This is a genomic window from Alphaproteobacteria bacterium LSUCC0396 (genome assembly GCA_041228345.1).
Classification (GTDB): Bacteria; Pseudomonadota; Alphaproteobacteria; order Puniceispirillales; family Puniceispirillaceae; genus UBA3439.
The window spans coordinates 1,416,407-1,441,537 of record CP166131.1 but is presented as its reverse complement, the minus strand read 5'-3'; the positions used below and the strand labels follow the sequence as shown (position 1 = coordinate 1,441,537).

The window sequence follows — 25,131 nt, the reverse complement described above, 5'->3', positions numbered from 1 at the left end:
CTTTATCTCTGAAGGCGAGGGTTGAAAATATCTCGTAACTGGTCGCCAACAAGATTGATCGACACAATCGTAATCAACAATGCAACGCCTGGGAAAATACTGATCCAATAGTCTCCGGAGTACATGTATTCAAAGCCATTGCCAATCAAAAGCCCAAGTGATGGTTCAGTAATTGGTAGGCCAAGGCCCAGAAAACTGAGGGTGGCTTCGAGCGAAATTGCATGGGCGGTTTGCAAAGTACCGACGACAATCAATGGCGCCATACAGTTAGGTGTTATATGACTGAGAATGATGCGCCTGTCACTTAGGGCTAAACATTTTGCAGCTTCCACATATTCTTTGTTCTTTTCAACAAGTGCACTTGCTCTCGCTGCCCTTGCGTAATATGCCCACTGCACCAGAATTAGAGCTATTATAGTCTTCTCAACGCCTTTACCAAAAATTGCCAAGATTACCAGCGCCATAAGGATCGATGGAAAGCTTAGTTGAATGTCAACCACTCGCATTACCAGTGTTTCGTATCGACCTCCAAAATAGGCTGCTGAAAGGCCCATTATCGCACCAAAAACCAGCGCGACTACACCAGAGAATGCGCCAACGCCAAGGCTAACCCTTAGTCCATAAAATATAGATGACAGCATATCTCTCCCAGCGCCGTCAGTGCCGAGGATAAATAAGTTACCAGAAAAGTCCTCCGACCCCGGCGGCAAACGACTGTTCATGATATCAACGGTAGCGAGGTCATATGGATTTGTTGGTGAGATGAAAGGTGCAAAAATAGCAATGAATAGAATGGTCAGAAAGACAATCAATGCAGCAACTGCAAGCGGGCTTTCTGAATAGTCTGCCCAGAATTTCTTGAATCCAGAAGCAGGCATTTGCTCACTCAGGTTGCTGGAATTAGTTGTCGCCATTAGGCCTCTCCCTTAATACGGACGCGCGGGTCCAAGAATGAGTATGTGATATCGACGACAAGGTTTAGGGTGACAAAAATGAATACTATTATCATCAAGTATGCGACAACGATTGGCCGATCGAGATTATAGATTGCTTCGATAATCAACTTGCCCATTCCAGGCCAGGCAAACACTGTTTCAGTGACTGTCGAAAAGGCAATCAGGGAACCGAATTCAAGACCTATGACAGTTACAATTGGTATCAAGATGTTTTTTAAAAGGTGAACATTAATAACCCGGCTTTCGGATAAGCCCTTTGCTCTGGCGAATTTAATATAGTCCTGAAGTATGATTTCTCGAGTCCCGGCACGCGCCAGCCTGATCACGGACGAAAGTTTGAAGAGCGCTAAATTAAAAGCGGGTAAAAATATATGCGAGAGACCATCTATTGTGAAGATTGAACTCGTAACTCCCAGAAATGTGCCTAGCTCTCCACGCCCAGTGGATGGAAGCCAGCCCAAATGAACAGCAAAAAACATAATTAAGATTATTCCAACCCAAAAGGTTGGCATTGAGAAGCCCAAAATAGAGCCTGCCATTATTGTCTTGCTAATCTTGCTATTAGGCTTAAGGCCGGCATAGACCCCAAGCGGAATTCCAAAAACAATAGCGATCAACAGTGAAAAAAGAGCCAACTCAAATGTTGCAGGCATTCGCTGAATAATTAGCTTAAGTGCAGGCTCACCAAAAACAAAAGATTTACCGAGGTCACCCTGAAATGCGTTAACTAAAAAATACCAGTATTGTTCTGTAATAGGTCGATCCAACCCAAGATCTCGGATTACTCTCTCAATCTCAGCCTGGTCTGCTTCTGGATTGATGAGCATGTCGACTGGGTTTCCGACTAGATTTACCCCAATGAAAACAAGTAAAGACATTACAAAGAGGACAAAAACACTTTGCAGGGAACGCCTTAGGATGAACGCTGTCATTTAAGTTCTCCGGAGTAGGGGAATTGACCCATGCCGGTCAATCAAACCGGCATGGGTCAATTTATAGAGGTCTCTGTGCAAGTCCTAGTTGAGGCCCATCACGATTGTCCGCTCATCGGTCCGAGGTTGGTAACTTGAGCCCTTTTTTGAAGCCCAAGTATTCACCTGATAATGAAGTGGGATTACCCCAAAGTTTTCACCAACTGCGATTTCAGTCGCCTCAGCAAGAAGCTTTCCTCTCGCGTCCGAGTCAACCGTTGCCAACGCCTTTTGCACCAGAGCGTCTACCCTCGTGTCTGAGTGACGTCCGCGGTTTGCAGCACCCATACCTTTTGACTTATCATATGTATGTAATAGCGCTTTCAGTGGCGATGAGGCCTCACCAGAACCAGCACCCCAACCAAGAAGCATAAAGCTAAACTCTGGTGATTTGTCAGGGCCACCCCTCGATGCACGCCCAAAGTAGACAGCTTTAGTCATTGTTTCGACGCTTGCGTCAATGCCAATCCGGTTCATCATCTGTGCGATTGCTTCAGCGATCTTCGCATCATTGATATACCGGTCATTTGGTCCATGGATTGTCATTTTAAAACCATCTCCATAACCTGCATCGGCCAGTAGTTTCTTTGCACCGTCAGGATCGTATTTCATGGGCTTCATCTTGTTTGAAACACCGTGGAAACCAGCCGGCAACAACTGGCCAGCAGGAACGGCAACACCTTCCATGACGCGGTCAACAATAGCATCACGGTTGATTGCCATTGAAATTGCCTTCCGAACACGAACATCCATCAACGGGTTCTTGATCGGACTGCCATCCTTAGCAGTGATATGAGGTGAGTTCTCGCGAAATTGATCCATATGAAGATAGATCACTCGGTTTGAGGGGCCACTGCTAAGTTTAACACTGTCCTCTTTTTTCAGCCGAGCAACATCAAGTGGCGGCACATTGTCGATGAGATCAACATCTCCGGCTAGTAATGCTGAAATGCGAGCTGGGCCCGCCTTAATCGGTTTAAAAGTTACCTTGTCATACTTTGCTTGTGTTCCAAAGTAGTCTGGATTCCTCTCTAATACGATCCGATCGCCTGGCACCCACTCAACAAATTTGTACGGGCCAGTTCCAATGGCGGCTTTTCCACTGTTGTAATCTTCGGTGGATGCGCCTTTTGCGGCTTTAGCTGATACTATCTTAACTGTTGTCATATCATTTGGCATCAGCGGATATGGCTTTGCCGTTTTGATGTGAATTGTATGACTGTCTACCTTTTCAAAGGTTTTGCCTTTTAAATAAGTAACAAAACTTGAGGGTGAGTTTGGAACATTTTGTGCGCGCTCGACTGTGAACATCACGTCATCCGCGGTAAATGGACTGCCATCGTGCCATTTAACATTTTTTCTGAGTTTGAACTCCCACGTTGTGTCGTTAATCGGCTTCCATGACTCGGCAAGGTCTGGGTAATGCTGTTGATTCTCATCACTTCCAACCAGATGGCTGAAAATATGGGTTCCAAAAGCATTATTTGGGCCAAGATTATGATAATGCGGATCGATTGAACTTGGCTCTGATTGCAGGCCAACACGTAATTCTGCGGCATTTGCCGCAAAGGATATACCAATTGCTGCAATGCTAGTTGTCACAAGATGTCTAAGTTTCATACACCCCTCCCTTTCGGTGATATTTTTCAGCGTCGTCTCGTACTGATTAAAATTATTCTGTTACATGGATAAATATTTGTCTACATATGAAATGTAATACTAAATTTAGGTGTAGGTTTAATGTCTATTAAACAAAATCAGACGCTTATGGATTTTTTGCCGCCCATCTCAATTTTTTCCAATCAGAAAACTGGCATCGTAACCTCTTACCGCCGTTACCAGCCGGAACTTTCGGATTGCTTGCGTCCGACGCTAGTGTTTCTGCACGGCTTTAATGGCAGTAGTAAAAGCTGGGCCTGTCAATTCGCCCACTTTACCGGCCATCAGGTGATTGCTGTAGATGCGCCCGGTTTTGGCCAGTCGCACGCCTATGAAGGTGATATGGCGACGATTGCGGCTGAAGTTGCGGCATTAATCAGCAGCCTTGTCACCGACAAGGTGGTCATTATTGGGCATTCAATGGGCGGTATGCTGGCGCAGATGCTGGGCGCCTTGCATCCGCAATTATGTGCAGCACTGATCCTGTCATGCACGCATAAAGGGCGGGCGCAACCGGCAGGAACGCCGCTTGGGGCGGCGGTGATTGAACGGATTGAGCAGCGCGAAATCATGGATGATGCGGCGTATGGGGCGCTGCGGGTTGGCAATATGCTCGCTGGTCAGATTGATCCCGAGATTGCGCAGTTTCTGACGGTGATTGCGGGTGAGATTAGGGTTGAGGGAATTCGCGCTGGTGGATTGGCGATGCATCATCTGGACACCACTGACCTGCTGGCAAAGATTGCGGCACCAGTGGCGATTTTTACCGGATCAGATGATATTGTGGTGACGCCGCACGCCATCGCGGCATTGAAGGCCGGCCTGCCCCAAGCCCGCCATTTCCCTTTATCCGGTGTTGGTCATGCGCCCTATTGTGAAGATGCACCCAGTTTCAATGCGGCAATTACGCAATTTCTCGCCGACGTTTTGAGGACATAGCCCTTACCGGTGTGGAAAAGCAGATGAATGCGTTAACGGTAAAGCCTTTTCTTTATTATTTTCTGACGAATACATTGTCGTTGCTTGGCACATGGATTCAAAAAGTAGGCCTTGGCTGGTTGACATGGCAAATTACCGAATCCACGTTTTGGACAAGCTTTGTGTCGATTGCACTAATGGCACCAGTGGGTATTATCGGGCCGTTCATTGCTGTTTATGCCGAAAGCTGGGATATGCGGCGCGCGTTTTTGATTACAAAAATCCTGATGATGATGGTCAGTTTTCTGATCTTTGGCTTGCAATTCTTTGAGATGCATAATCTTCAAACGCTGATCGCAACATCGCTAGCGCTTGGGCTTTTAAGCGCGGTGCATCACCCCATCCGGCTGGTATTCATCTCGATCGTGGTGCCGCGTCCATATCTGGCTAGTGCCATTGGGCTGAATTCGGTATCGTGGAATATGTCGCGCGTTGTGGGGCCGGGCTTGGCAGGTTTTGTGATTGTGATCTTGGGGGTTGCAAATACATTTGGTCTGGCGGTGATCCTTTATGCGCCATTGATTATTGCGCTGGCGTTATTGCCACTGGAGCCGCGCGTTAAAGCCAAGCCTAATGCTGACCGGTTTTTTCAAAAGATGCGCGATGGTGGCAAGGTAGCGTTGCAAACACCACTTATTTTTACCGCATTATGTATCGTTGCGCTAAACAGCTTTTTCGTAAGGGGTGTGCTGGAAATCCAACCCGCGATCATCGGTCAGATTCTGGGTGGGGATAGTCAGGCATTGGCGATTGCAACCGCAGCTGCCGGTGTTGGCTCGCTATTGGCTTCGGGGTGGATTGGGCTTGGTAAGCTGGCGCCAGATTTCATTCAGCGGTGTCTATGGCCGATGCTTGCTGTTGGCCTGATCGGTACGGCAGGTCTTAATTTTACCAGCGGTATTGCCGCAATGAGTTTTGTCTTCGTTCTGACAGGCTTTACGGCAACAGTGACCGGCATTGGTGCGCAGACGCTAATCCAGCTAGAGGTTGACGAATCATACCGGGCGCGGGTGATGACATGGTGGTCTAGCGTTTCATTTGGCAGCTTGACGCTGGGCGGCATATTGATTGGCTTTTTTGGCGATTTCATGCCGATTGGTGACGCCATTTTCATGGTGATGATCCCGGGCGGGATGTTGGCAATATTTACGTTAGTGAAATTGCCATTGACCCGGCGTCAGGATGAAAAAATAACGTAACCTTGGCCAAATCGGCCATCAAGCTTTCAGGGTGCTGTTCTAATGCTCACATTCGCGCTGGCTGTTTTTCTGCTGATTATCACACCTGGGCCGGGCGTCTTGTCATTGGCTGGTGTTGGTGCCGCGTTTGGGTGGCGCCAAGGCATACAATATCTAGCCGGTTTGTTCATCGGCACGAATATCGTTTGCCTTGCGGTTATTTCCGGTCTTGCCGCAATTGTGCTAGCAGATCCAATAGTCCGAACGATTCTGCTGGCTGTCTCAGCGGCGTATCTTGCTTATCTTGCTTTCAGAATTGCCTTTGCCGGTGCCAAAATCGCCTTCATTTCAATGTCGACACCCGGTTTGATGGCGGGATTGACACTTCAGTTTATCAACCCAAAAGCCTATGCAGTTAACACCACGCTGTTTAGTGGTTTTGCGTTTTATCCGGAAAGCCTTTTTATTGAAACTGGATTAAAGCTGTTGATTGCCAATGTAATCTGGTTACTGCTGCATTGTCTGTGGCTCTATGCAGGGGTCAAAATTAACCGCCTGGAACTGGCGCCGCGCACCCAGCGCGCAATAAATTTTGGAATGGCAGCTTGTCTCCTTGCCGTTGTTATCCTGTCGGTCTGGTCGCTGCTGCGCTAGCCCCCAGATATGGGCCCACCTTTATCCCAACCGCAGAACAAAATAGATGACAGCATGGCTCCTACTTCCTCAGAACGTTGCAAACTAACTTACGTCCGTTAGAGGCATCAATAGTGATTGCTGGCACATCAGGGTTAGCAGGGCGACAGGGTATCTCAACCCACCTGTACCCTTCTGCCAACTGCCGATTCACCGCTTCATTGTAAGCAGCATTACACCCTCCAAGAGAAAGGAGCGTGGCTGCTAAAAATATCTTTTTCATTTGATAACCCTTAATTGACTGAGGGATTTATATGCATGCTATTTGTTCTCAATTTGTGGGAAATGTGGCAAAAGCTGGAAACCTTGACAAACCCACCCTCCAACGCCTCCGCCAACCAATCAAGTAAACCGTCGATCCGAGACGCAAGCCCCTGCTTCCTGCGGCCCCACCCCTATGATCAAATCCAAACCTGATCCAGAAATGCCCTCAGTAACACCCGTTCAAGGACCGAGGGCGGAGGTTGCAGTCGCTTTGTTGGAGAGAGTTGGCTCGTGAAACTGGGAACTTAGGTTCAGACAAGGTTGCAGGTAGGATTTTGATAGTCGACCATACGTGAAGATCTGTTAAGCTATTGATATTAATAGATTCAGTCACAGATTGGCGCATCGGATAGGCATCAAACTACCCTTCACCCGCTCCAATTCTCAACGTCAAAGGTCCTTGGACCGAGATACAAGTGACGGTTTACTTGGATCTCAGTTCTTTTGCTGGTTGTCCTGTAAATTTATACCCAAGAGTGCTAGTCTTAGCTTTGGATGAGATGTTTTTGGTCCAAGCCATATTGCTGCAAAATTCTTGGCAAATTTTAGGTCTTGGAATGAAATGGGTTCACGATTTTTTGACCAAAATTCGATATTCCCAGACTTTGAAAAGACCACAGAGGCTTTTTCTCCAGCTTGCATGTCGCTGATGCCTTTTTCTAAAATTTGTTTCCAAGCCTTTAATTCAACTGAATCAACATTTGGCACTTTGGAAAGCTCGTCTATTGATGCGTCGATAATTGTCTTTTTTGATACCGATTTTTTGTAGTTAAATTCGAGCACAAAATGGTCACTGACTTGATAATCACCCTCTTTAGAGTGCAGGGTTAGGCTGTAGATATCCATAAAGAAAACTTTTAAGACACCAGTCCCAACTTCCTGAAGATCAGGGTAGCGTGTTTTCCAGTCAGCCTGAGCGCTAACTGGCAAAACAAATAACAAACATGCGATAAGGAATACGATGTTTTTCATGATTCTTCTGATCATATTTTACGTAACCTGTCAATTTGAAGTGCGTTTCATGGCGTAGGAGTCTTCCCAATATCCAAATGAGGATTATTCACCGGCACGACATGACACGTAACTGGCACCAAATTTGTACATCACCTTGGACATTACTCACCACCTGCAAACAATTAATATGTCTACAAATCAATGAGATACATGTCTTCTGTTAAGAAAATTGGAGCGGGTGAAGGGATTCGAACCCTCGACCCCAACCTTGGCAAGGTTGTGCTCTACCACTGAGCTACACCCGCGTCGCATCCACCAGATCAGGTGGGATGCGGTTAATGCGAACCGCTGGCATGTGGTATAATCCAAGCGTCGTTCGCGCGCAAGAGGCAAATTACCTGATTAGACAGCGATATTCCTGGTTTTTAGTCATTCATCAGGCGATGGCAAAAAGTTTCCAGCCCGCCCACAGCATCAATGGTGCTAACCCTTTGCCAGCGCGTCTTTCAAGCTGTTGGCAATATGGACTTGCTGGGCCTCGGTAAGATATGGGTGCATTGGCAATGCCAGTACATGATCACACAGATCTAGCGTTATCGGCAGCGCACAAGAGCTAACCGGATAATGCGCATAGGGCGGCTGGCAATGCATTGGAATCGGGTAATAAATTGCCGTTGGCACGCCGGCGTCGCCAAGCGATTTGCCAACCGCTGCCCGATCACTGCCACGTGGAAGTCTGATCACATATTGTGCCCAGCTAGAGGTTGCGCCAGCTGCAAGTGAAGGCGGTGTAACCACCCCGTCTAGTAATTCAGCATAGCGGTCGGCAACAGCTTGGCGATGTACCAGCTCATCTGCAAAAATATCCAGCTTTGCGTCCAGAACCACGGCCTGCATACTATCAAGCCGTGCAGTCATGCCAATGCGGATATTCTCATATTTATCACGTCCCATGCCATGAACCCGGCAGGATCGAATGATCTCGGCACTGTGCGCATCATTGGTAAAAATTGCGCCGCCATCGCCATAGGCGCCAAGAGGTTTTGCAGGAAAAAAACTAGTACATGTAATATCAGCAAGCTGGCCGACACGTTTGCCCTGCCAGCTGGCACCAAAGCTTTGTGCGGCATCGTCAATCAGCCACAGGCCTTCCGCCCGGGCAAACCGCCCGATCGCGTCATAATTGGCGGGCTGGCCAAATAATCCAACGCCGATGATCCCAACAACCTCAATGCCTTTATTGCGGGCCGCGGCCAGCGCATCAGGTAATTTCGCTGGATCAAGATTAAAGCTGTTTGCTTCTATTTCGGCGAAAATCGGCACGGCGCCCATCATTGGCATGACTTCGGCGCTGGCGGCAAAGGTGAAAGACGGCACAATTACGCCCTGACCCGGCCGCAACTCCAATCCAAGCAGCGCTAGCAATAACGCATCAGTTCCCGACGAGCAGGAAATATTATGTTCAACCCCTGTCCATTCGCCAAGCCGCGTTTCCAATGCCGTGATTTCCGGCCCCATAATATAGGCGCCGTGATCAAGCAGTTTTTGAAGTCCTGCCTCTATCTTGCCGCGAATACGCGTCTGTTGGGCTTGAAGATCAATAAAGGCAATATTCATTTCTGGGCTCATCACGATTATGTCTCTTAAAAAATGGGGTCAAGGGTTCGCATTCATGTCGATTAATGATGATTGCATGGTTTCAAGAACGTGCTGAACGATTACCGCTTCGGCAATATCGGTCGGCGTTTTATCGCCGGTTTCGCAACAGCGGATAAAGGCGCGCATTTCATCTTTCAGCGGTTCAGCTTCGGCAATCGGCAGGGCAATTGGGCTGGCACGGTCGATCAGGAAATGCTCGCCATTGAGACGCATCTGATCTTGATAAAGCGTCAGCTTTTCAGGCCATGGCTTGGTATCGTCAAACACCAGTGATCCGGCGCTGCCGGTCACCGTTAGGCGATGTTCCTTGAACGGGCTTAGCCAACTTGTCTGCATACCAGCTGAGACGCCATTTTCGAACCCCAGAAAACTGCTGAGAAAATCGACTACACCAGCCGTCATATGGCTTGCACCGGCGCAGTGAATTTTGGTTGGAACATTGCCGACCAGCGCCAGAATCAATGATAAATCATGTGGGCATAAGTCAAACAATACTGACTCGGTGTTCCGAATACGCCCCATTGCCAGCCGATTTGCCTGTACATGACGCAGGCTGCCAATCGCGCCGCCGGCGACCTGTTTCTGCAATTCGATAAAGGCCGCATGATAGCGGATTAAATGCCCGACCATCACCTGTTTTTTGGCGGCGATGGCGGCATCTTGGATGGATTTTGCCCCGGCTAAAGTCAGCGATAATGGCTTTTCAACATAGATATGCTTTCCCGCTGCCAAGCCGTCTATAGCTAACGCATCATGGCTGGGCGCGGCGGTGGCAATAACAATCCCGTCAATGGTTTCGTCATTGATCAGCGCGTCAACTGCCAGCGCCTTGGTGGCAAAGGTTGATGCAAAATCTTCGGCGGATGCGGTGTTCTGATCGGCGACCGCTGCCAGAACCTCTAGCTGGGCAAGGTTGCGGGCTAAATTCCGGCCCCACATTCCACATCCGATTAGCCCTATTTTTGTCATCGCCTGATTTTCATTTGCTGTGATGCGCGTTAATTGCGTTAGCTTGTGTCTTAATATTAGCCACGATTCGCGTCAATCGTTGCATTTCGTTACATTTTTCACAAGAAGGGTGCAGATTTTAGGGGGCTAATCTGTAATCCCTATCGGTGTGGTCACGTGATGGCCTTGCGGTATCGCGGTCATCCAGATAAAAAGAGGCACGGCCAGCCAGTGGCCAAATCCAGTTATTTTAACCGGTTTCATCCAGTTCATCAGGGCCTTAAAAATGGACGCATCATCGCAATTCAAAGATAGCCTACCAACACCACCAGAGACGCTTCTTGCGGTTCTTGACGGTTTGGCGATTACCTATGTTACGCATCACCATCCGCCATTGCGGACGGTTGAAGATTCCAAGGCGCATCGCGGTGATATGCCCGGCATCCACATCAAGAATCTGTATCTTCGTGATCGCAAAAAGCGCAATTTTCTTCTTGTTGCCCAAGAGGATCGCGTGGTTAATCTGAAAAGTCTTGAGGTGAAAATTGGTTGTGACCGGCTGTCATTTGGCAGTGCTGATCGGCTGTTTGAAATGCTGGGCGTGCGCCCGGGCGCGGTCAGCCCGTTAACATTGATCAATGACCCTGACCACAAGGTTGCGCTGATTCTTGACACGGCGCTTCGATCCGATGCGCCGATCTATGCGCATCCGCTGGTCAATGACATGACGCTCGGGATCACCGGGCCCGCACTTTTAGCGTTTTTTGCGCATACGGGTCATCAGCCGCACTGGCTTGACCTCTAGGCAGGCTTGATCTTTGATCATGATCAATTATCAACGGCTGGAATGCCCCTTGTTTCGGCATAATCGATGATTACATATTTACTATAATATGCCGGGTCTAATGCGTGATTGACCGCCAATTGCCGGTCATTCGGTCACCGCCAGACACTGGCACTTAAAAAAAAGGTTTAGAACGAAGATGGAACAGCTTATTGCGTCGGGCGCCGAGACCGCACCAGTCGATGTTGATATGAAAAACTTTATGGCCGAGGTCATTGACGGATCCGCAACGGTTCCGGTCGTTGTGCAATTCTGGGCGCCGTGGTGCGGGCCGTGCAAACAGCTGGGTCCAGTATTGGAAAAAACAGTTGCCGCCGCCAGGGGCAAGGTCAAGATGGTGCGGATCAATATTGATGAAAACCAGCAGATCGCCCAGCAGATGCGGGTACAATCAGTGCCAACGGTTTACGGGTTTTTTAATGGTCAGCCAGTTGACGGATTTGCCGGTGCGCAGCCGGAATCAACGGTTAAGCAATTCATTGACAAGCTGGCCGTCACAGGCGGCAGCGGGCCGGATATCGCCGCAATGATCGAGGCGGCAAACACGCTATTAGAAACCCAAGATTATGATGCGGCGATGGCGCAATATCACGAAATCATGGCGGCTGACCCCGAGTCACCGGATGGGCTTGCCGGCATGATCCGCTGTATGGTCGGGATGAAGGATATTGATGGCGCGCGCGAAATTGTCGACCAGCTGGATGATGAGTTCCGCAGCAAGCCGTCGATGGTGATTGCTATTGAGGCGCTGGAACTTTCGGAAAAGGCCGCGGGCGCGGCTGGCGGTCTGACCGAAGCGCAGGCCGCAGTTGACGCCAACCCAAATGATCTCGCTGCGCGGCAAGATCTGGCGATGGCGCTTTTTGCGGTTGGTGAGCAGGTGGCATCAATGGATCAGCTTTTGGAGTCTATTCGTATTGACCGAAGCTGGAACGAAGAGGCGGCGCGGACACAGCTGTTGGAGTTTTTCAAAACACTTGGTCCGGCTAACCCTGACGTGATGAGGGCTCGGCGCCGGCTATCGACGATCTTATTTGCCTAGAAAGGCTTTTAAAGCTGGCTGGCAAACGCCAAAAACAGACGCAGTTATTAGACGGTAGTAAGGAGTGATTATGGCAGGCGGTATTTTTGATCCGGAATTTGATCAGCTTCCGATGCGCATTCCTATTTTTCCATTGCCAAGCGCGTTGCTGCTTCCAGGGGGGCAATTGCCGTTGAATGTTTTCGAGCCGCGCTATCTGGCAATGGTTAAACACGCATTGGCGACCCCAACCAGATTAATCGGCATGGTGCAACCGCGCGACCTTGCGGGCGATGCAACGGCCGAAGAACCGCCGCTGTTTGAGACTGGCTGTGCCGGACGCGTGTCGTTTTTTCAGGAAAGTGATGATGGCCGTTTCGTCATTGCGCTAAATGGTGTTTGCCGCTTTCATCGTCTTGATCAGCAACTCGATCCAAACGGGTTTCTCGTTGCCGATGTTGATTGGCAGCCGTTTGCCAATGATTTGCGGATAGATATAAGTGCGCTTGATCGCGATCCGCTGATGGATGTGCTACGGCGCTATTTCGATCTGAAGGGGTTTGAGACAGACTGGACGCAGATTGAAAACTCGGGTAACCATCAACTATTGGCGACCTTATCCATGGTCTGTCCGTTTGAAGTGGCCGAAAAACAGGCACTTTTAGAGGCAGATTCAATGGCATCTCGCGCCGATTTATTGATCGCCATGATGGAAATGGCAATCCATGATGAAACTGGAGGAAATGATGCAAGACACTGATCGGGTGGCTAGCCATGAGGTTGATCCGCGCCTGTTGGAAGTGTTGGTTTGTCCGTTGACGCGCGGCCCGCTGGTTTATGATCGTGCCAATAGCGAATTAATCAGCCATCAAGCGCGCAAGGCGTATCCGGTGCGTGCCGGTGTGCCAATCATGCTTGGCGATGAGGCCCGTGATCTTGGTGATTGATAGACTATTTTCCTGCGTTATTGTGACCGAACTCTAGGATTTTGATCGCTATGAATGATTCGACCCAATCACCGGCAGCACAGCCTCAAGATGTTTGGCCCGAAGAAATTCGCCTGTCCAAAGCCAAGGATCGTCTTGAAATCCGTTTTGATGATGGCGCTAAATTTTCGCTATCTGCTGAATTATTGCGGGTTGAATCGCCTTCGGCCGAGGTGCAGGGACATGGCGCCGGTCAGAAAACCACACCTGTAGGCAAGCAGGATATTTTGATCAGCAGCATCGAACCGGTTGGTAATTACGCCATCCGGATCGGCTTTAGTGATGGCCATAATACTGGCCTGTTCAGCTGGCCTCTGCTGTATGATTATGCGCTTCGACAAGACCAGTTAATGGGTGATTATCTGGCGCGGCTCGACGCGGCGGGTGCGCGCCGCAAATAGCGCTGAGCCCCTAAACAGCGTAAAATTCAGGACAGCGCAAAATTCGGGCGACCTAAAATTCAGATGACTTAAATTCGGGCGACGGGCAGGGATGCCAATCAGGGCAACCGCCCCGCAAGCAGGTTTGCCCGCGCTAAATGACCGCCCATCGCACTTTTCTGAAATAATGTTTTTACCGGACTGGTATTTACCAGACCCATTCCAGCACCGGCGGCTTTGGCAATTGCGGGCTGGAACGACATCAGGCGGTTCAACCCGCTGGTCATCGCCGTCATAGCCGTAACTTCGAGTTTGCGCCCAGCAAGATAATCACTTTCAACCGAGCGGTGACCGGCACTAAGGCCGCGTGCACGCGCCCGTGCCAGACAATCGGCAAGCACCGCTGCATCACCAAGTGCCAGATTATATCCTTGACCGGCAAGCGGGTGTATCGCGTGGCTGGCATCACCTGCCAGCACTAGATGATTGCTGGTCATCTGGCGTGTGATGGTTGGCTTTAAGGGCCAGATCAGGCGGCGGCTATCAAGCTTTAATCCGCCAAGCGTGTCACCAAACGCCGCCAGTAAAAGATTTGAAAACTCGGTTTCATCAATTGCCAAAATTCGGTCAGCCTCTTCTTTTGGCAAGGTCCAGACCAGCGACGCCCGATGTGGGCCATGCGGCATCAACGCCAATGGCCCTGACGGTAAAAACCGCTGATAGGCAGTATCATTATGATCAATTTCTAGCGTTACATTGGCGACAATTGCGCTTTGGCGATGCGCCTCGGCTAGGGTGCGGATACCAGCGTGATCGCGCAATTTACTGGCGGCACCATCACAAGCAACAACCAACTGCGCGGTAAGATCCGGCCGATCGGCAAACTGTAGTCTGGCAAGGTCGCCTGCCCCATCAAAATGACTAACCTCGGCATCATACATTGGTGTGATGGGGCGTGTTTTCATAACCCGATAAAGCGCCTCAAGCAGCTGTTCATTGCCCGTAACATAGGCCATTGGCTGGTTTACATCATGCCAATCAAGGCTGAATTCAGTACGACGGCGACGCGCTAGTCCGCCCTTTGTGGGCAGGCCATTGGCAATCTTAATACGGGTGATTGGCGTTGCGCATTTTTCAAGATATTGCCAGATGCCCAGCACCTCAAACATTGCTTTGCCAGCCGCGTGAATTGTGGTTGTCCGAAGGTCACTATTGCCGGTTTTGGTACTGTCCTGTTTGGTGCGATCAATCAGCGCAATGGCTGGCTTATCCGCCGTGCCATAGCCGCCATAAGACAGTGCAATCGCCATCATGACGCCGGTTAGCCCGCCGCCAACAACAGCGATCTCATAATGCTGCCGCGTGGTCATTGCTGGCTCCTAGCTGGTGCGGAAAAATGGTCTGACAGCACGTGCCGCGCAAGCTGATCAAGATCGCCGCCAGTAAAATGATACGCAGTCACGCCGGCGCGTTTTCCCGCTTCGACATCACTGTCACGATCACCGATCATCACCGACGCACCAAGATCAATCGCCCATTTTTCTGCAAGATCAAATAAGAGACCCGGTTCAGGTTTGCGGCAGCGGCACCGCGCCGCCATTGCCGGATCTGGGGCTAGCGGGTGATGCGGGCAAAAGGCGATATCGGTTATGGCACCGCCCGCCTTTTTAGCAGCGTCAATCAGGTGATTATTGAATGCGTGCATATCAGCCTCGGTAAAAATACCGCGGCCGATGCCGCCTTGATTTGTTACAATAAACACGGGTAATCTGGCCTGATGAAACCGTTTTAGCGCTGCTGCTGCACCACTGATCCAGGCAAATTTTTCAATCTCGTAAATATAGCCATCATCGCGGATAAGCGTATCGTCACGATCAAGAAAAATAGCTGGCTTTAGCGACATCAAAAGATGGTCCCCTTTATGGTGATTTGGCGCGGCATTCAAAGCCCAGCTTTCGGTATCAATCTGGGCACTCAATCAGCACTTTGTCAGTTTACTAAAATTGACTTATTTTGCTAGTGAGTAACATCATCGCAGCCATTGCCCCAATGCATAGCATGCGCTACCAATAACAGCGACATAATTGAACTGCCGGAAATGTCCTAATTCTGATGTACCGACTATTAATCCCGCCTATTAATCTCGAATGTTACTATGGTGAAGAAAATCCATGAAACTTAATCCAGCGCACGCCATTTTTGATGGAAATATGTTTGTCCAGCTTCGTGGGTTGCTCGATCCGATAACGCCGCCGGCTGGTCTGCGTATCTTGGATATGTCAATTGGTGAGCCACAGCAGCCGCCTGCCGCATTGCTGATCGATAGCATCGCGCGGCATAATGACGAATGGCAATTCTATCCAAAGGCAACTGGCAGCCCGCGCTTTACCGCTGCGGTTGAGGGCTATATTGCGCGGCGTTGGCCCGAGGCTGCCGGCCTTGCTGATGCCAGCCAGATTATTCCGGTTCCAGGAACGCGCGAACCTTTGCATTTTCTTGGTCATCTTGTGCATGGCAGCAAACCTAATGCAGCGGCGCTTGTGACCAATCCGTTCTATCATGCGTGGCGTGCTGGTGCGTTGGCCAGTGGCGGCGAGGCGATCTGGTTGAACAGTGGTGCGAACCATAATTTTCTACCCGATCTTGACGCAATCAGCGTTGCAGACCTTGATCGGGCAAGTATTCTATATCTTTGCAGCCCGACAAATCCGCAAGGCAGTGTCATGGATATGGATTATCTTGTCGCGGCGTTGCGCCTTGCCCGCAAGCATGATTTTTTGCTGGTGATGGATGAATGTTATGCCGATATCTGGCGCGGCAATCCGCCTAGTGGCCTGATGCAGGCTGCCGCATTTGTGGCAAGGGCGGATGGAATCACGGGTGACGCTGATCCGCTGTCAAACATGGTGGTGCTGAATTCACTTTCGAAACGTTCTGGTGCGGCTGGTCTGCGGGCTGGCTTTATGGTCGGTGACAGGCAGGTGGTGGCACAATATCTGAAACTTGTTGGCAATGGTGGCTCATTGGTGCCATCGCCGCTTTTGGCGGTGGCGGCGGACCTTTATGATGACGAGGCACACGTCGCCGCAATTCGCGCTTATTATGATGAAAACTTTGCGCTGGTCGAAAAGCATCTTGGCATTACCCCGCCAGCGGGCGGCTTTTTCCTTTGGCTAAAAGTCGATGATGATATTGAATTTGTCAAAAGGTTGATGGGGGAACAGGCAGTGCGCGCGGTGCCCGGGTCATTCATGGGGTTGGCATCAGATGATGGCAATCCGGGGGCGGGTTATGTCAGGCTGGCGCTGGTGCATGATGCGCATAGCACGGACGAGGCCTTGGCACGGGTGGCAAAAATTTATAAAGGCCACTCATAATCGTCATCTTGACGACATAGCATCGGTGTGCCAACGCCTAGATTGCCGCACAGATTTACCCTATAAAGGAAAACAATGGCTAGTAGCGACGACAAGAAACCTATTTTCTCCAATGCGATGATGCAGTTTCTGCAAAATCGGTTGATGGAAATCTTTGGTCTTGTCTTGTTTTTAATTGGCGTCTTGCTGCTAATCGCGCTTGTCACTGCTGGTAAGAACGATCCATCATTTACACAAATTTCAAACGCACCAATAAAAAACTGGCTTGGCCCGATTGGTGCCAATGTATCGGCGGGACTTTATGCCGGTATCGGACTTGCGGCGTTTTTTCTGGCTTTGGTGCCCCTATGCTGGAGCTCGTTTTATTTTCGCAAGCAGCCGGTGCCGCTGTTTCGGTTTCGCACCGCGCTATTGCCGATCAGCCTTGTGTTTCTTGCGGGCGGGATATTTGCCCTTGATGGTGGCGGGGTCAGTGATAATGGCGGTGCGGCCGGTGCGGTAATCATTGGCCTGATTATGCGGGTTATGCAGCCAATGCCATCAGTTCTGGGGCTTCAGACAATCCATTATGTTGGCGGTGCTGCCCTGTTTCTGGGTTTCTTGGCATGGTTATGGGTGGCGGCAATTTCGCCCCAGCAATGGCTACAGCTTGGCGGCCAGACGAGCCGGATCGGTCGTGTGTTCGAGGGGGTTATTGGGATTTGCCAGCGGCTGGCAGGCACCCTAGCAAATTTGCAAAGAAATGTTGCGGCAAAACCGGTGCGAAAGCCAAAGGCCGCGAAACAGCGTCAGGAACCAGTGCTTGTAGCCGAGGCGGCCGATCTTGTTGCTGGCGAAAATGCAAATCAGGCTGCCAGCCTAAAGCCGCGCTCATCGCGCGCGGCCAAAAAGAACAGCAAACAAGAAATGCTGGATTTTGGCAGTGGTTCTGGGTTCCAATTGCCGCCTGCCCGCCTGTTAAATCCGCCCGCCAAAGCGCAATCTGGCCCGTCCAAGGCAGCGTTGCAGGAACATGCAAGCCAGCTGGAAAATGTATTATCCGATTTTAGCGTGAATGGCACTATTGCCGATGTGCGTTATGGGCCAGTTGTAACCCGTTATGATCTGAATCCGGCGCCGGGCACAAAATCACAACGAGTGATCTCGCTTGCCGATGATATTGCGCGATCAATGAGCGCTATTTCAGTCCGTGTGGCGGTGGTGCCCGGGCAAAATGTGATCGGCATCGAATTGCCGAATGAGGATCGGCAAGTGGTGATGCTGCGCGATATCCTTGACCATGATGTCTGGGGCAAGGATCAATCAAGCCTGCCGATGGCGCTTGGCAAAGATATCGCCGGTGCGCCGGTGGTGGTCGATCTGGCAAAATTCCCGCATTTGCTTGTTGCGGGAACCACCGGATCGGGAAAATCTGTCGGCATTAATGCAATGATCCTGTCATTGCTATATCGCCATACGCCTGAAACCTGTCGCATGATTATGATTGATCCTAAAATGCTGGAACTGTCGGTTTATGACGGTATTCCGCATCTGCTCAGTCCGGTTGTGACCGACCCGTCAAAGGCGGTGACGGCATTGAAATGGGCGGTTCGTGAAATGGAAAACCGCTATCGCAATATGGCTAAAATGGGTGTGCGCAATATTGGTGGTTATAATGACCGGCTGGCCGAGGCCAGAGCCAAGGGTGAGGTGCTAACGAGGCGGGTTCAAACTGGCTTTGATCCTGAAACCGGCAAACCGATCCATGAAGAGGAAATTCTTGATCTTGCCCCTCTTCCTTTCATTGTTGTGTTGATTGACGAAGTGGCCGACCTGATGCTTGTTGCCGGCAAGGAAATTGAAGGTGCAGTCCAGCGCCTTGCGCAAATGGCACGGGCGGCGGGTATCCATGTTATCATGGCGACACAGCGCCCTTCTGTTGATGTCATCACAGGCACGATCAAGGCGAATTTTCCGACACGGATTAGTTTTCAGGTTACATCACGGATCGACAGCCGGACGATCCTTGGCGAACAGGGCGCCGAACAATTGCTGGGTCGGGGTGATATGCTGTTTATGGAGGGTGGCGGCCGCGTTGTGCGTGTGCATGGCCCCTTTGTCGAGGATGGCGAGGTTGAATCGGTTGCCAATTTCCTGCGTCAACAGGGCGAGCCGGAATATGATGATCGCGTGGTCGAAGATGCCGAGAATGGCGTTGATGCGGCTGGCGATGCCGCTATCGCAGGTACGGGCGGCAGCCTTTATGAACAGGCGGTTGCACTGGTGGTGCGGGAACAGAAAGCCTCAACCAGTTTTGTACAACGGCATTTGAAAATCGGTTATAATCGGGCAGCGACGATCATTGAAGAAATGGAGAGTAACGGCATTATTTCGGCGGCAAATCATGTTGGCAAACGCGATGTGCTGATGCCTGACAACGAAAATGGTGGCTTTTGATGAAGATCGTCAACCAGCAAATGACCCTGCTCTTTAGCGCGATCTCCGGTGCGTTTTCTGATGCGTTTTCTGGCGCTCTTTCAAGGCTTAGAGGCGCGCCTGCGACGGTGCGTTGCGGGCTGTGCCTATTTCGATCTGCTGGGATGGGTTTGCTTTTATTCTGTTGGCTTCCCGCTGTTCCCGCTTTTGCTGATGACATTGCGCGTGCCGAGGCGTGGTTTAACAAGATCAAAACCCTTTCGGCCGATTTCGTGCAGGTGGCATCGGACGGCACTGCGGCTGAGGGCAAGCTGATATTTCGCCGCCCATCACAAATGAAACTGACCTATGGCAAGGGCGACACGCTACAGCTGATCACCAGCAGTATCTGGCTGCATGTCGATCGGCCGGATGAACGATTATTGACCAGCTATCCAGTTTCTGAGACACCGTTGTCACTGATTCTGGACGAAAAAGTTTCGCTTCGGCCGGATGGATATGAAACCCGCAACCTGCCATCATCTGCTGGCATTATCCGGATCGAGGTTACCAAGGATGATGGTGAAGGGGCTGGTCGTTTGACGCTGGAATTTTCTGACAAGCCATTTCAGTTCCGGCGCTGGATTATTCTTGATGCAGCGGGAATTGAAACCAGTGTAACATTACAAAATATGGTTTTTGATCAGCCTGTCGCAAATGATGTTTTCCGGCTACCGCAATATAATGACCAATAATTTGCCGCTAGATTGCTGGCCAATTAAATGGCTGAATGATGCAACCAAAGCCCCCCTCGAGAGTGATTAAGACATGAAGATCGCAACTTGGAATATCAATAGCGTTCGTTTACGTCTAGATCTTGTGCTGGGGTTCTTAAAACAGGCGGATATTGATGTCTTATGCCTGCAGGAAACGAAAACGCAGGATATGTATTTTCCGGCGGAAGAGCTGGCCGCTGCAGGGTGGCCGCATCAGGTGATTCGCGGCGAGAAAAGCTATAACGGGGTTGCCATCATCGCGCGCCGGCCATTGGTCAAAACCGATCACATGGAATGGACAGGTAAATCTGATTGCCGCCATATCTGGGCTATGACCGACGATGGAATTGGTATCCATAATTTCTATGTTCCGGCTGGCGGCGATATTCCTGATGTCTTGGAAAATCCAAAATTTGCGCATAAGCTGCACTTTATTGACGAGATGACCAGCCATTTTAAGACGCATCAGCCACAGGCCGAAATTCTGGTTGGCGATCTCAATATTGCACCATTGGCGAATGATGTCTGGTCAAGCAAACAATTGCTGAAAATTATCAGCCATACCCCGGTGGAAACCGATGGATTAAAGCGGCTGATTGCCGAGGGTGGCTGGCATGACGCGGTGCGCGCCTATTTTGGTGACGAACAGAAACTCTATTCATGGTGGTCATATCGGGCGCGTGACTGGGCGGCAAGTGACCGGGGACGCCGGCTGGATCATATCTGGGTCAGCCATGATCTTGCCGACCGGGTTGTTCATGCCGAAATCCATCGCGATTTGCGCAGCGCCGACAAGCCATCCGACCATGTGCCGATCAGCCTGACACTTTAGGCCATTTAAAACGCCATGGTGACCCCCTTTCGCGATGGGGAAAAACCGGCTATATGCTTTGCTATGACAGCTTTTTTAAAGATGCACGGCCTTGGCAATGATTTCATTGTCCTCGATGCGCGCGATCCGGCTAATGGCATTCCCGATAAAATCGGGCACGGTGCAGCAACGCGTCTCGCCGACCGTCATTTCGGTATTGGGTGTGACCAAATTCTGGTGATCAGGCCATCGGCAAAAGCTGATATTTTCATGCAGATTCTCAATAGCGACGGCAGCGATGCTGCCGCGTGCGGTAATGGTACGAGATGCGTTGCCGATCTGGTGATGCGCGATCTTGGACTGACAGAATTATCCATTGAAACGCGTTCGGGTGTTCTGCAAAGCTGGCGGGCAGCTGAAGATGCTGATCATATTTCGGTTGATATGGGGCCTGCACGGCTGGCGTGGCATGAGGTGCCGCTGGCACATGATGCCAACCCCAAAAACACCAATCCCCACCATAGTAATAATAGTGATCAAGATACGCTTTGCGTTGATCTTGGCGCGATGGTACCGGCGGTTTGCCATTCGATGGGCAATCCCCATGCGGTATTGTTTGTTGATGATGCCGAGGCAGTTGATCTTGGGTCAATTGGGCCGCAGCTCGAACATCATCCGCTATTTCCGGATCGGGCGAATATTTCCTTTGTACATCAGATCGGGCCAAACAGGTTCCGGATGCGGGTGTGGGAACGTGGCGGCGGCATCACATTTGCTTGTGGCAGCGGTGCTTGTGCGGTTGGGGTTGCGGTGCATCGTTCTGGACGGGGGTCTCGGCGTAACGAAATTATCATGGATGGTGGCAGCGTCTTTATTGATTGGCAGGATAATGGCACGCCGGGCGGACGGGTGATCATGCGCGGGCCGGTCAGCTATACCTTTGACGGGGTGTTTCAGGGTGAACTGGCCACGCTGATGAGGGTGGGCGCATGACCAAACGTAACACGCCCAATGTACAGACATTTGGATGCCGATTGAATATATGGGAATCGGAAGTCATCCGTGATCAGGCCGGTGCGGCCGGCCTTTTTGATGCGATTATCTTCAATACTTGTGCGGTAACGGCCGAGGCCGAAAAACAGGCGCGCCAAGCCATTCGAAAAGCCCGCCGTGATCACCCCGATGCCAAGATAATTGTGACAGGATGTGCGGCGCAGATTGCCCCCGAAACATGGGCGGCGATGCCCGAGGTCACGCAGGTGGTCGGCAATTATGACAAGCTACAGGCCGCAAGCTGGGCAAAGTTGGCGAGCAATGAGGCGCCATCGCTGTTGGTTAGTGATGTGATGGAGGTGCGTGAAACGGCCGCGCATATGGTGGATAGTTTTCATGAACATACCCGCGCTTTCTTGCAAGTTCAGCAAGGCTGTGATCACCGCTGTACCTTTTGCATTATCCCTTATGGTCGGGGTAATAACCGGTCGGCACCTGCGGATGATCTGATTGATGCGGCGCGCCGGCTGGTGGCGAATGGTTGCAAAGAACTGGTTTTAACCGGCGTTGACATCACCTCATGGGGCAGTGATCTGATCGGTCGGCCACGGCTTGGCCATCTGGTGCGGCGTCTTCTGGCCGAGGTCAAGGATCTGCCAAGATTGAGGCTATCGTCGATTGATCCGGCCGAGCCTGACGCGGAATTGATGGATGTGCTGGCTGATGATCATCGGCTTTTACCGCATTTGCATTTATCGGCGCAGCATGGGGATGATCTGATTTTAAAGCGGATGAAGCGCCGCCATCTTGGGCGCGATATTTTGCGGTTCTGTGATGAGGCGCGCCGACGCCGGCCAAATGTTGTTTTTGGCGCTGATGTGATTGCCGGATTTCCAACCGAAACCGATCAGGCGCACGCCGCCAGCCTAGCGATGATCGCCGCCGCCGACATTACTCATCTTCATGTTTTTCCCTATTCCCCGCGCCCCGGAACACCGGCCGCCGATATGCCGCAGCTGGCACCATTGATGATCAAAGAGCGTGCGTTTGAATTACGCCAGTTAGGTGCCGCGCGTCTTGGCGCATTTCTTGATGCGGCAATTGGCCAGCAGGACGAACTGCTTGTCGAGGCAGGTAACCGCGGGCATGGACGCAATTTTGCCAAGATCCGGCTTGATGGCGGGTTCGTTCCATCCGGGCAGATTGTTGATGTTGAACTGACCGGCCGCGACGGGGATAGCCTGATTGGCCGCGCCGTTGCAAAGGGAGCGCAAAGCGCATGAACTGGTTTAAAAAGCTTAAAGATGGCCTGAGCAAATCGAGCAAGAAAGTCAGCGAGTCACTTGCCAGCCTGCCGTCTTTATCGGCGCTAATCGGCAAATCAAAATTAGATGCGGCATCGTTGGAAGAGGTCGAGGATGCGTTGATTGCAGCCGACCTTGGCACGGCGTCAGCAACGCGGCTGGCAACCGCCTTAAAGTCACATAAATTCGACGGGCCGGTTGATGCAGACTCAATTGCTTTGGCACTGGCAGCCGGACTTGAGGATATCTTAAAACCGGTTGCTAAACCGCTGGAAATTGACCCAACGCGACGGCCGCATGTTGTTCTGTTAGTCGGGGTGAATGGATCGGGAAAAACCACGACGGCTGGCAAGTTGGCGCAGAATTGGACAGCGGCAGGCAAAACAGTTTTGCTGGCTGCTGGTGATACATTTCGGGCGGCCGCGGTTGAGCAGTTGCAAATCTGGGGTGAACGGACTGGCACAAAGGTCATTGCGGATGCTACCGGCGGGGATGCCGCAGCGCTGGCGTATCGGGCGATGACACAGGCGATTGAAGAACAGGCCGATGTGCTCATTATTGATACGGCCGGCCGGTTACAAAATCGCAGTGAGTTGATGGAAGAATTGGCTAAAATTGTTCGGGTGATCCGCAAGCTGGATGACACCGCGCCGCATGATTCGGTCATTGTTCTTGATGGAACCGTTGGCCAGAATGCCCTATCGCAGGTAAAGGCCTTTTCCGCTGTTGCTGATGTGTCTGGCCTGATTGTTACCAAACTTGATGGGTCGGCAAAGGGCGGTGTTGTTGTTGCGCTTGCCGAGGAATTCGGGCTACCTGTTCATGCGGTTGGCGTTGGTGAAGGGGCAGATGATTTGCAGCCATTTGCCGCTGATGAATTCGCCAAGGCGTTGGCCGGGGTCGACACCGATAACCAATAGCCCGCGTTGGCTGATCGTACATGACCGCCCAATAACCGCCATTAATCGGGCAACAGTGCGGTGCTGCGCCCGGATAGGTAATAAACCAACAAACCCGCATATTCATGAAGGCTCTTTCGCATCATCGAAACACCAGCCTTCATATCCCATATCTTGTAATAGCCGCTTTTCGGTGTTTGGAAATCAACCGGATAAGGAATAATGCCACTCCATCCGGCGGCGGCAAAACTGCCGATGGCGCGCGGCATATGATTTGCCGAGGTCACTAAAATCCAGTTTGTGCCGGGCTCAACCGCCATAACTTGTTTGCTGTTCGTGGCATTTTCATAAGTATTCCGGCTGGCCTCTTCATAAAGCACCACCGTATTCAGGCCGCCTATCTGTTCGATAAGGTTGCGGATATTATCACTTTCGCGCCACCCTTTCGGCATCAAATCGCCAGAAAATCCACTAAAGAGAATCGGTGTATTGGGCAGTTTGCGCGCCAGTGTCATCGCCGCAGTAAACCGTTCGGCAGCACCTTCTAATGTATAGTGATTGCGGCTTTCGGCGGTGATACCATCGCCGGTGAACCCGCCAAGAACAATGATCCCATCAATATGGCGCTGGCCGATATCACCGCGTGCGATGCGATTTTCAAGATATTGTAATGGCAGGCTTGAAACCGGCAAAAACCCATAGCTAAGCGGCAATAAAAGCGCGGTTAAAAATGACAGGCGCATAATCCAACGCCAGCGACGCCAGCGGGCAAAAACTGCCAGCAAAAGAAACAGATACGGGATCAACAGCGGTTCAAGCAGAAGAGCAAGCGTTTTAGACAAGATAAAGAACATCAGTTATTCTTGACAATTCGTGGCAAAAAGCGCAATAGCTTGGATCAAATCAGGCCATCGCCGACTAAAAAGACCTTAACGGGTTCCACACGTCCTTGAAGTTTTCGAGCACGGGTGTCATCTGGCTTTTTGTCATTTAGCCCCGGGAAGCCCTTTGGTAGCCCTCGGGCTTTTGGGAACTTAGTTTGGGAACTTAGACGGTGATCTGGTCGGTTACGCAGTTGTGATCATA

24 protein-coding genes and 1 tRNA gene are annotated in these 25,131 nt (G+C 50.9%); 15 read left to right on the top strand and 10 right to left on the bottom strand.

Features of this window, described 5'->3' with window-relative positions; all coding sequences use genetic code 11:
- Positions 1-2: 2 nt before the first annotated feature.
- From AB8881_06945 to AB8881_06935, 3 genes are all read right to left on the bottom strand, one after another.
- Positions 3-914, bottom strand: a complete 912-nt coding sequence (locus tag AB8881_06945) for an ABC transporter permease (protein XDZ62289.1) — start codon at positions 912-914, stop codon at positions 3-5.
- Positions 914-1,888 carry an ABC transporter permease gene (locus AB8881_06940; protein ID XDZ62288.1) on the bottom strand — a complete coding sequence of 325 codons (975 nt, stop codon included), beginning with the start codon at positions 1,886-1,888 and terminating at the stop codon, positions 914-916. The genes AB8881_06945 and AB8881_06940 overlap by 1 nt, the downstream gene beginning before the upstream one ends.
- 84 nt (positions 1,889-1,972) lie before the next feature.
- Positions 1,973-3,547 (bottom strand): ABC transporter substrate-binding protein, encoded by a 1,575-nt coding sequence (locus AB8881_06935; GenBank protein ID XDZ62287.1) that lies wholly within the window; start codon positions 3,545-3,547, stop codon positions 1,973-1,975.
- Positions 3,548-3,667: 120 nt separating this feature from the next.
- Between AB8881_06935 and AB8881_06930 the strand changes: the two genes are divergently transcribed.
- The 3 genes from AB8881_06930 to AB8881_06920 are packed head-to-tail and all read left to right on the top strand — an operon-like array spanning position 3,668 to position 6,396.
- Entirely contained in the window at positions 3,668-4,525 is an 858-nt protein-coding gene (locus tag AB8881_06930; protein ID XDZ62286.1) for an alpha/beta fold hydrolase, read from the top strand.
- Between the two features lie 23 nt (positions 4,526-4,548).
- The gene (locus tag AB8881_06925) at positions 4,549-5,763 is read left to right on the top strand and encodes an MFS transporter (protein ID XDZ62285.1); all 1,215 of its coding nucleotides are present in this window, start codon (positions 4,549-4,551) and stop codon (positions 5,761-5,763) included.
- 42 nt (positions 5,764-5,805) lie between these two features.
- Positions 5,806-6,396 (top strand): LysE family translocator, encoded by a 591-nt coding sequence (locus tag AB8881_06920; GenBank protein ID XDZ62284.1) that lies wholly within the window; start codon positions 5,806-5,808, stop codon positions 6,394-6,396.
- Positions 6,397-7,134: 738 nt separating this feature from the next.
- On the opposite strand, the gene AB8881_06915 is transcribed toward AB8881_06920, so the two are convergent.
- From AB8881_06915 to AB8881_06900, 4 genes are all read right to left on the bottom strand, one after another.
- Complete coding sequence (locus AB8881_06915; GenBank protein XDZ62283.1) at positions 7,135-7,671, bottom strand: chalcone isomerase family protein; 537 nt, start codon at positions 7,669-7,671, stop codon at positions 7,135-7,137.
- A 212-nt stretch (positions 7,672-7,883) separates the two neighbouring features.
- A tRNA-Gly gene (locus tag AB8881_06910) sits at positions 7,884-7,958 on the bottom strand.
- 178 nt (positions 7,959-8,136) lie between these two features.
- Positions 8,137-9,282: a DegT/DnrJ/EryC1/StrS family aminotransferase gene (locus AB8881_06905; GenBank protein XDZ64531.1), complete on the bottom strand. Its 1,146-nt coding sequence runs from the start codon at positions 9,280-9,282 to the stop codon at positions 8,137-8,139.
- A gap of 27 nt (positions 9,283-9,309) precedes the next feature.
- Positions 9,310-10,281, bottom strand: a complete 972-nt coding sequence (locus AB8881_06900) for a Gfo/Idh/MocA family protein (GenBank protein ID XDZ62282.1) — start codon at positions 10,279-10,281, stop codon at positions 9,310-9,312.
- Positions 10,282-10,546: 265 nt separating this feature from the next.
- Here AB8881_06900 and AB8881_06895 point away from each other — a divergent pair, with 265 nt between their 5' ends.
- The 5 genes from AB8881_06895 (at position 10,547) to AB8881_06875 (ending at position 13,512) form a co-directional block, all read left to right on the top strand.
- A complete protein-coding gene (locus tag AB8881_06895; GenBank protein XDZ62281.1) occupies positions 10,547-11,065 on the top strand; it encodes a prolyl-tRNA synthetase associated domain-containing protein in 519 nt (172 codons plus the stop codon).
- Between the two features lie 178 nt (positions 11,066-11,243).
- Complete coding sequence (gene trxA / locus AB8881_06890; GenBank protein XDZ62280.1) at positions 11,244-12,146, top strand: thioredoxin; 903 nt, start codon at positions 11,244-11,246, stop codon at positions 12,144-12,146.
- 70 nt (positions 12,147-12,216) lie between these two features.
- Positions 12,217-12,885 (top strand): LON peptidase substrate-binding domain-containing protein, encoded by a 669-nt coding sequence (locus tag AB8881_06885; protein ID XDZ62279.1) that lies wholly within the window; start codon positions 12,217-12,219, stop codon positions 12,883-12,885.
- Positions 12,869-13,072, top strand: a complete 204-nt coding sequence (locus AB8881_06880) for a Trm112 family protein (GenBank protein ID XDZ64530.1) — start codon at positions 12,869-12,871, stop codon at positions 13,070-13,072. The genes AB8881_06885 and AB8881_06880 overlap by 17 nt, the downstream gene beginning before the upstream one ends.
- Positions 13,073-13,122: 50 nt before the next feature.
- Positions 13,123-13,512: a gamma-butyrobetaine hydroxylase-like domain-containing protein gene (locus AB8881_06875; protein ID XDZ62278.1), complete on the top strand. Its 390-nt coding sequence runs from the start codon at positions 13,123-13,125 to the stop codon at positions 13,510-13,512.
- Between the two features lie 98 nt (positions 13,513-13,610).
- On the opposite strand, the gene AB8881_06870 is transcribed toward AB8881_06875, so the two are convergent.
- Complete coding sequence (locus AB8881_06870; GenBank protein XDZ62277.1) at positions 13,611-14,861, bottom strand: FAD-dependent monooxygenase; 1,251 nt, start codon at positions 14,859-14,861, stop codon at positions 13,611-13,613.
- On the bottom strand, positions 14,858-15,394 hold the full coding sequence (locus AB8881_06865) for a D-glycero-alpha-D-manno-heptose-1,7-bisphosphate 7-phosphatase (GenBank protein ID XDZ62276.1): 537 nt from the start codon (positions 15,392-15,394) through the stop codon (positions 14,858-14,860). The genes AB8881_06870 and AB8881_06865 overlap by 4 nt, the downstream gene beginning before the upstream one ends.
- Positions 15,395-15,662: 268 nt before the next feature.
- On the opposite strand from AB8881_06865, the gene AB8881_06860 reads away from it, so the two are divergent.
- From AB8881_06860 to ftsY, 7 genes are all read left to right on the top strand, one after another.
- On the top strand, positions 15,663-16,868 hold the full coding sequence (locus AB8881_06860; GenBank protein XDZ62275.1) for an aminotransferase class I/II-fold pyridoxal phosphate-dependent enzyme: 1,206 nt from the start codon (positions 15,663-15,665) through the stop codon (positions 16,866-16,868).
- Positions 16,869-16,943: 75 nt separating this feature from the next.
- Positions 16,944-19,304 (top strand): DNA translocase FtsK 4TM domain-containing protein, encoded by a 2,361-nt coding sequence (locus AB8881_06855; protein XDZ62274.1) that lies wholly within the window; start codon positions 16,944-16,946, stop codon positions 19,302-19,304.
- The gene (locus AB8881_06850; protein XDZ62273.1) at positions 19,304-20,017 is read left to right on the top strand and encodes an outer membrane lipoprotein carrier protein LolA; all 714 of its coding nucleotides are present in this window, start codon (positions 19,304-19,306) and stop codon (positions 20,015-20,017) included. The genes AB8881_06855 and AB8881_06850 overlap by 1 nt, the downstream gene beginning before the upstream one ends.
- Positions 20,018-20,090: 73 nt before the next feature.
- Positions 20,091-20,870, top strand: a complete 780-nt coding sequence (gene xth, locus AB8881_06845) for an exodeoxyribonuclease III (protein XDZ62272.1) — start codon at positions 20,091-20,093, stop codon at positions 20,868-20,870.
- A 63-nt stretch (positions 20,871-20,933) separates the two neighbouring features.
- Complete coding sequence (dapF, locus tag AB8881_06840; protein XDZ62271.1) at positions 20,934-21,842, top strand: diaminopimelate epimerase; 909 nt, start codon at positions 20,934-20,936, stop codon at positions 21,840-21,842.
- Entirely contained in the window at positions 21,839-23,125 is a 1,287-nt protein-coding gene (gene mtaB / locus AB8881_06835; protein XDZ62270.1) for a tRNA (N(6)-L-threonylcarbamoyladenosine(37)-C(2))-methylthiotransferase MtaB, read from the top strand. Before dapF ends, mtaB begins: the two co-directional genes overlap by 4 nt.
- A complete protein-coding gene (gene ftsY / locus AB8881_06830; protein ID XDZ62269.1) occupies positions 23,122-24,066 on the top strand; it encodes a signal recognition particle-docking protein FtsY in 945 nt (314 codons plus the stop codon). Before mtaB ends, ftsY begins: the two co-directional genes overlap by 4 nt.
- A gap of 41 nt (positions 24,067-24,107) precedes the next feature.
- On the opposite strand, the gene AB8881_06825 is transcribed toward ftsY, so the two are convergent.
- The gene (locus AB8881_06825) at positions 24,108-24,899 is read right to left on the bottom strand and encodes a YdcF family protein (GenBank protein XDZ62268.1); all 792 of its coding nucleotides are present in this window, start codon (positions 24,897-24,899) and stop codon (positions 24,108-24,110) included.
- Positions 24,900-25,131: the final 232 nt, after the last annotated feature.

What these genes read in the sequence shown, in the direction of transcription:
- AB8881_06945 (XDZ62289.1), bottom strand. Translation starts at nt 914, where the DNA reads ATGGCGACAACTAATTCCAGCAACCTGAGTGAGCAAATGCCTGCTTCT.
- AB8881_06940 (XDZ62288.1), bottom strand. Translation starts at nt 1,888, where the DNA reads ATGACAGCGTTCATCCTAAGGCGTTCCCTGCAAAGTGTTTTTGTCCTC.
- AB8881_06935 (XDZ62287.1), bottom strand. Translation starts at nt 3,547, where the DNA reads ATGAAACTTAGACATCTTGTGACAACTAGCATTGCAGCAATTGGTATA.
- AB8881_06930 (XDZ62286.1), top strand. Translation starts at nt 3,668, where the DNA reads ATGTCTATTAAACAAAATCAGACGCTTATGGATTTTTTGCCGCCCATC.
- AB8881_06925 (XDZ62285.1), top strand. Translation starts at nt 4,549, where the DNA reads ATGAATGCGTTAACGGTAAAGCCTTTTCTTTATTATTTTCTGACGAAT.
- AB8881_06920 (XDZ62284.1), top strand. Translation starts at nt 5,806, where the DNA reads ATGCTCACATTCGCGCTGGCTGTTTTTCTGCTGATTATCACACCTGGG.
- AB8881_06915 (XDZ62283.1), bottom strand. Translation starts at nt 7,671, where the DNA reads ATGAAAAACATCGTATTCCTTATCGCATGTTTGTTATTTGTTTTGCCA.
- AB8881_06905 (XDZ64531.1), bottom strand. Translation starts at nt 9,282, where the DNA reads ATGAGCCCAGAAATGAATATTGCCTTTATTGATCTTCAAGCCCAACAG.
- AB8881_06900 (XDZ62282.1), bottom strand. Translation starts at nt 10,281, where the DNA reads ATGACAAAAATAGGGCTAATCGGATGTGGAATGTGGGGCCGGAATTTA.
- AB8881_06895 (XDZ62281.1), top strand. Translation starts at nt 10,547, where the DNA reads ATGGACGCATCATCGCAATTCAAAGATAGCCTACCAACACCACCAGAG.
- trxA (XDZ62280.1), top strand. Translation starts at nt 11,244, where the DNA reads ATGGAACAGCTTATTGCGTCGGGCGCCGAGACCGCACCAGTCGATGTT.
- AB8881_06885 (XDZ62279.1), top strand. Translation starts at nt 12,217, where the DNA reads ATGGCAGGCGGTATTTTTGATCCGGAATTTGATCAGCTTCCGATGCGC.
- AB8881_06880 (XDZ64530.1), top strand. Translation starts at nt 12,869, where the DNA reads ATGATGCAAGACACTGATCGGGTGGCTAGCCATGAGGTTGATCCGCGC.
- AB8881_06875 (XDZ62278.1), top strand. Translation starts at nt 13,123, where the DNA reads ATGAATGATTCGACCCAATCACCGGCAGCACAGCCTCAAGATGTTTGG.
- AB8881_06870 (XDZ62277.1), bottom strand. Translation starts at nt 14,861, where the DNA reads ATGACCACGCGGCAGCATTATGAGATCGCTGTTGTTGGCGGCGGGCTA.
- AB8881_06865 (XDZ62276.1), bottom strand. Translation starts at nt 15,394, where the DNA reads ATGTCGCTAAAGCCAGCTATTTTTCTTGATCGTGACGATACGCTTATC.
- AB8881_06860 (XDZ62275.1), top strand. Translation starts at nt 15,663, where the DNA reads ATGAAACTTAATCCAGCGCACGCCATTTTTGATGGAAATATGTTTGTC.
- AB8881_06855 (XDZ62274.1), top strand. Translation starts at nt 16,944, where the DNA reads ATGGCTAGTAGCGACGACAAGAAACCTATTTTCTCCAATGCGATGATG.
- AB8881_06850 (XDZ62273.1), top strand. Translation starts at nt 19,304, where the DNA reads ATGAAGATCGTCAACCAGCAAATGACCCTGCTCTTTAGCGCGATCTCC.
- xth (XDZ62272.1), top strand. Translation starts at nt 20,091, where the DNA reads ATGAAGATCGCAACTTGGAATATCAATAGCGTTCGTTTACGTCTAGAT.
- dapF (XDZ62271.1), top strand. Translation starts at nt 20,934, where the DNA reads ATGACAGCTTTTTTAAAGATGCACGGCCTTGGCAATGATTTCATTGTC.
- mtaB (XDZ62270.1), top strand. Translation starts at nt 21,839, where the DNA reads ATGACCAAACGTAACACGCCCAATGTACAGACATTTGGATGCCGATTG.
- ftsY (XDZ62269.1), top strand. Translation starts at nt 23,122, where the DNA reads ATGAACTGGTTTAAAAAGCTTAAAGATGGCCTGAGCAAATCGAGCAAG.
- AB8881_06825 (XDZ62268.1), bottom strand. Translation starts at nt 24,899, where the DNA reads ATGTTCTTTATCTTGTCTAAAACGCTTGCTCTTCTGCTTGAACCGCTG.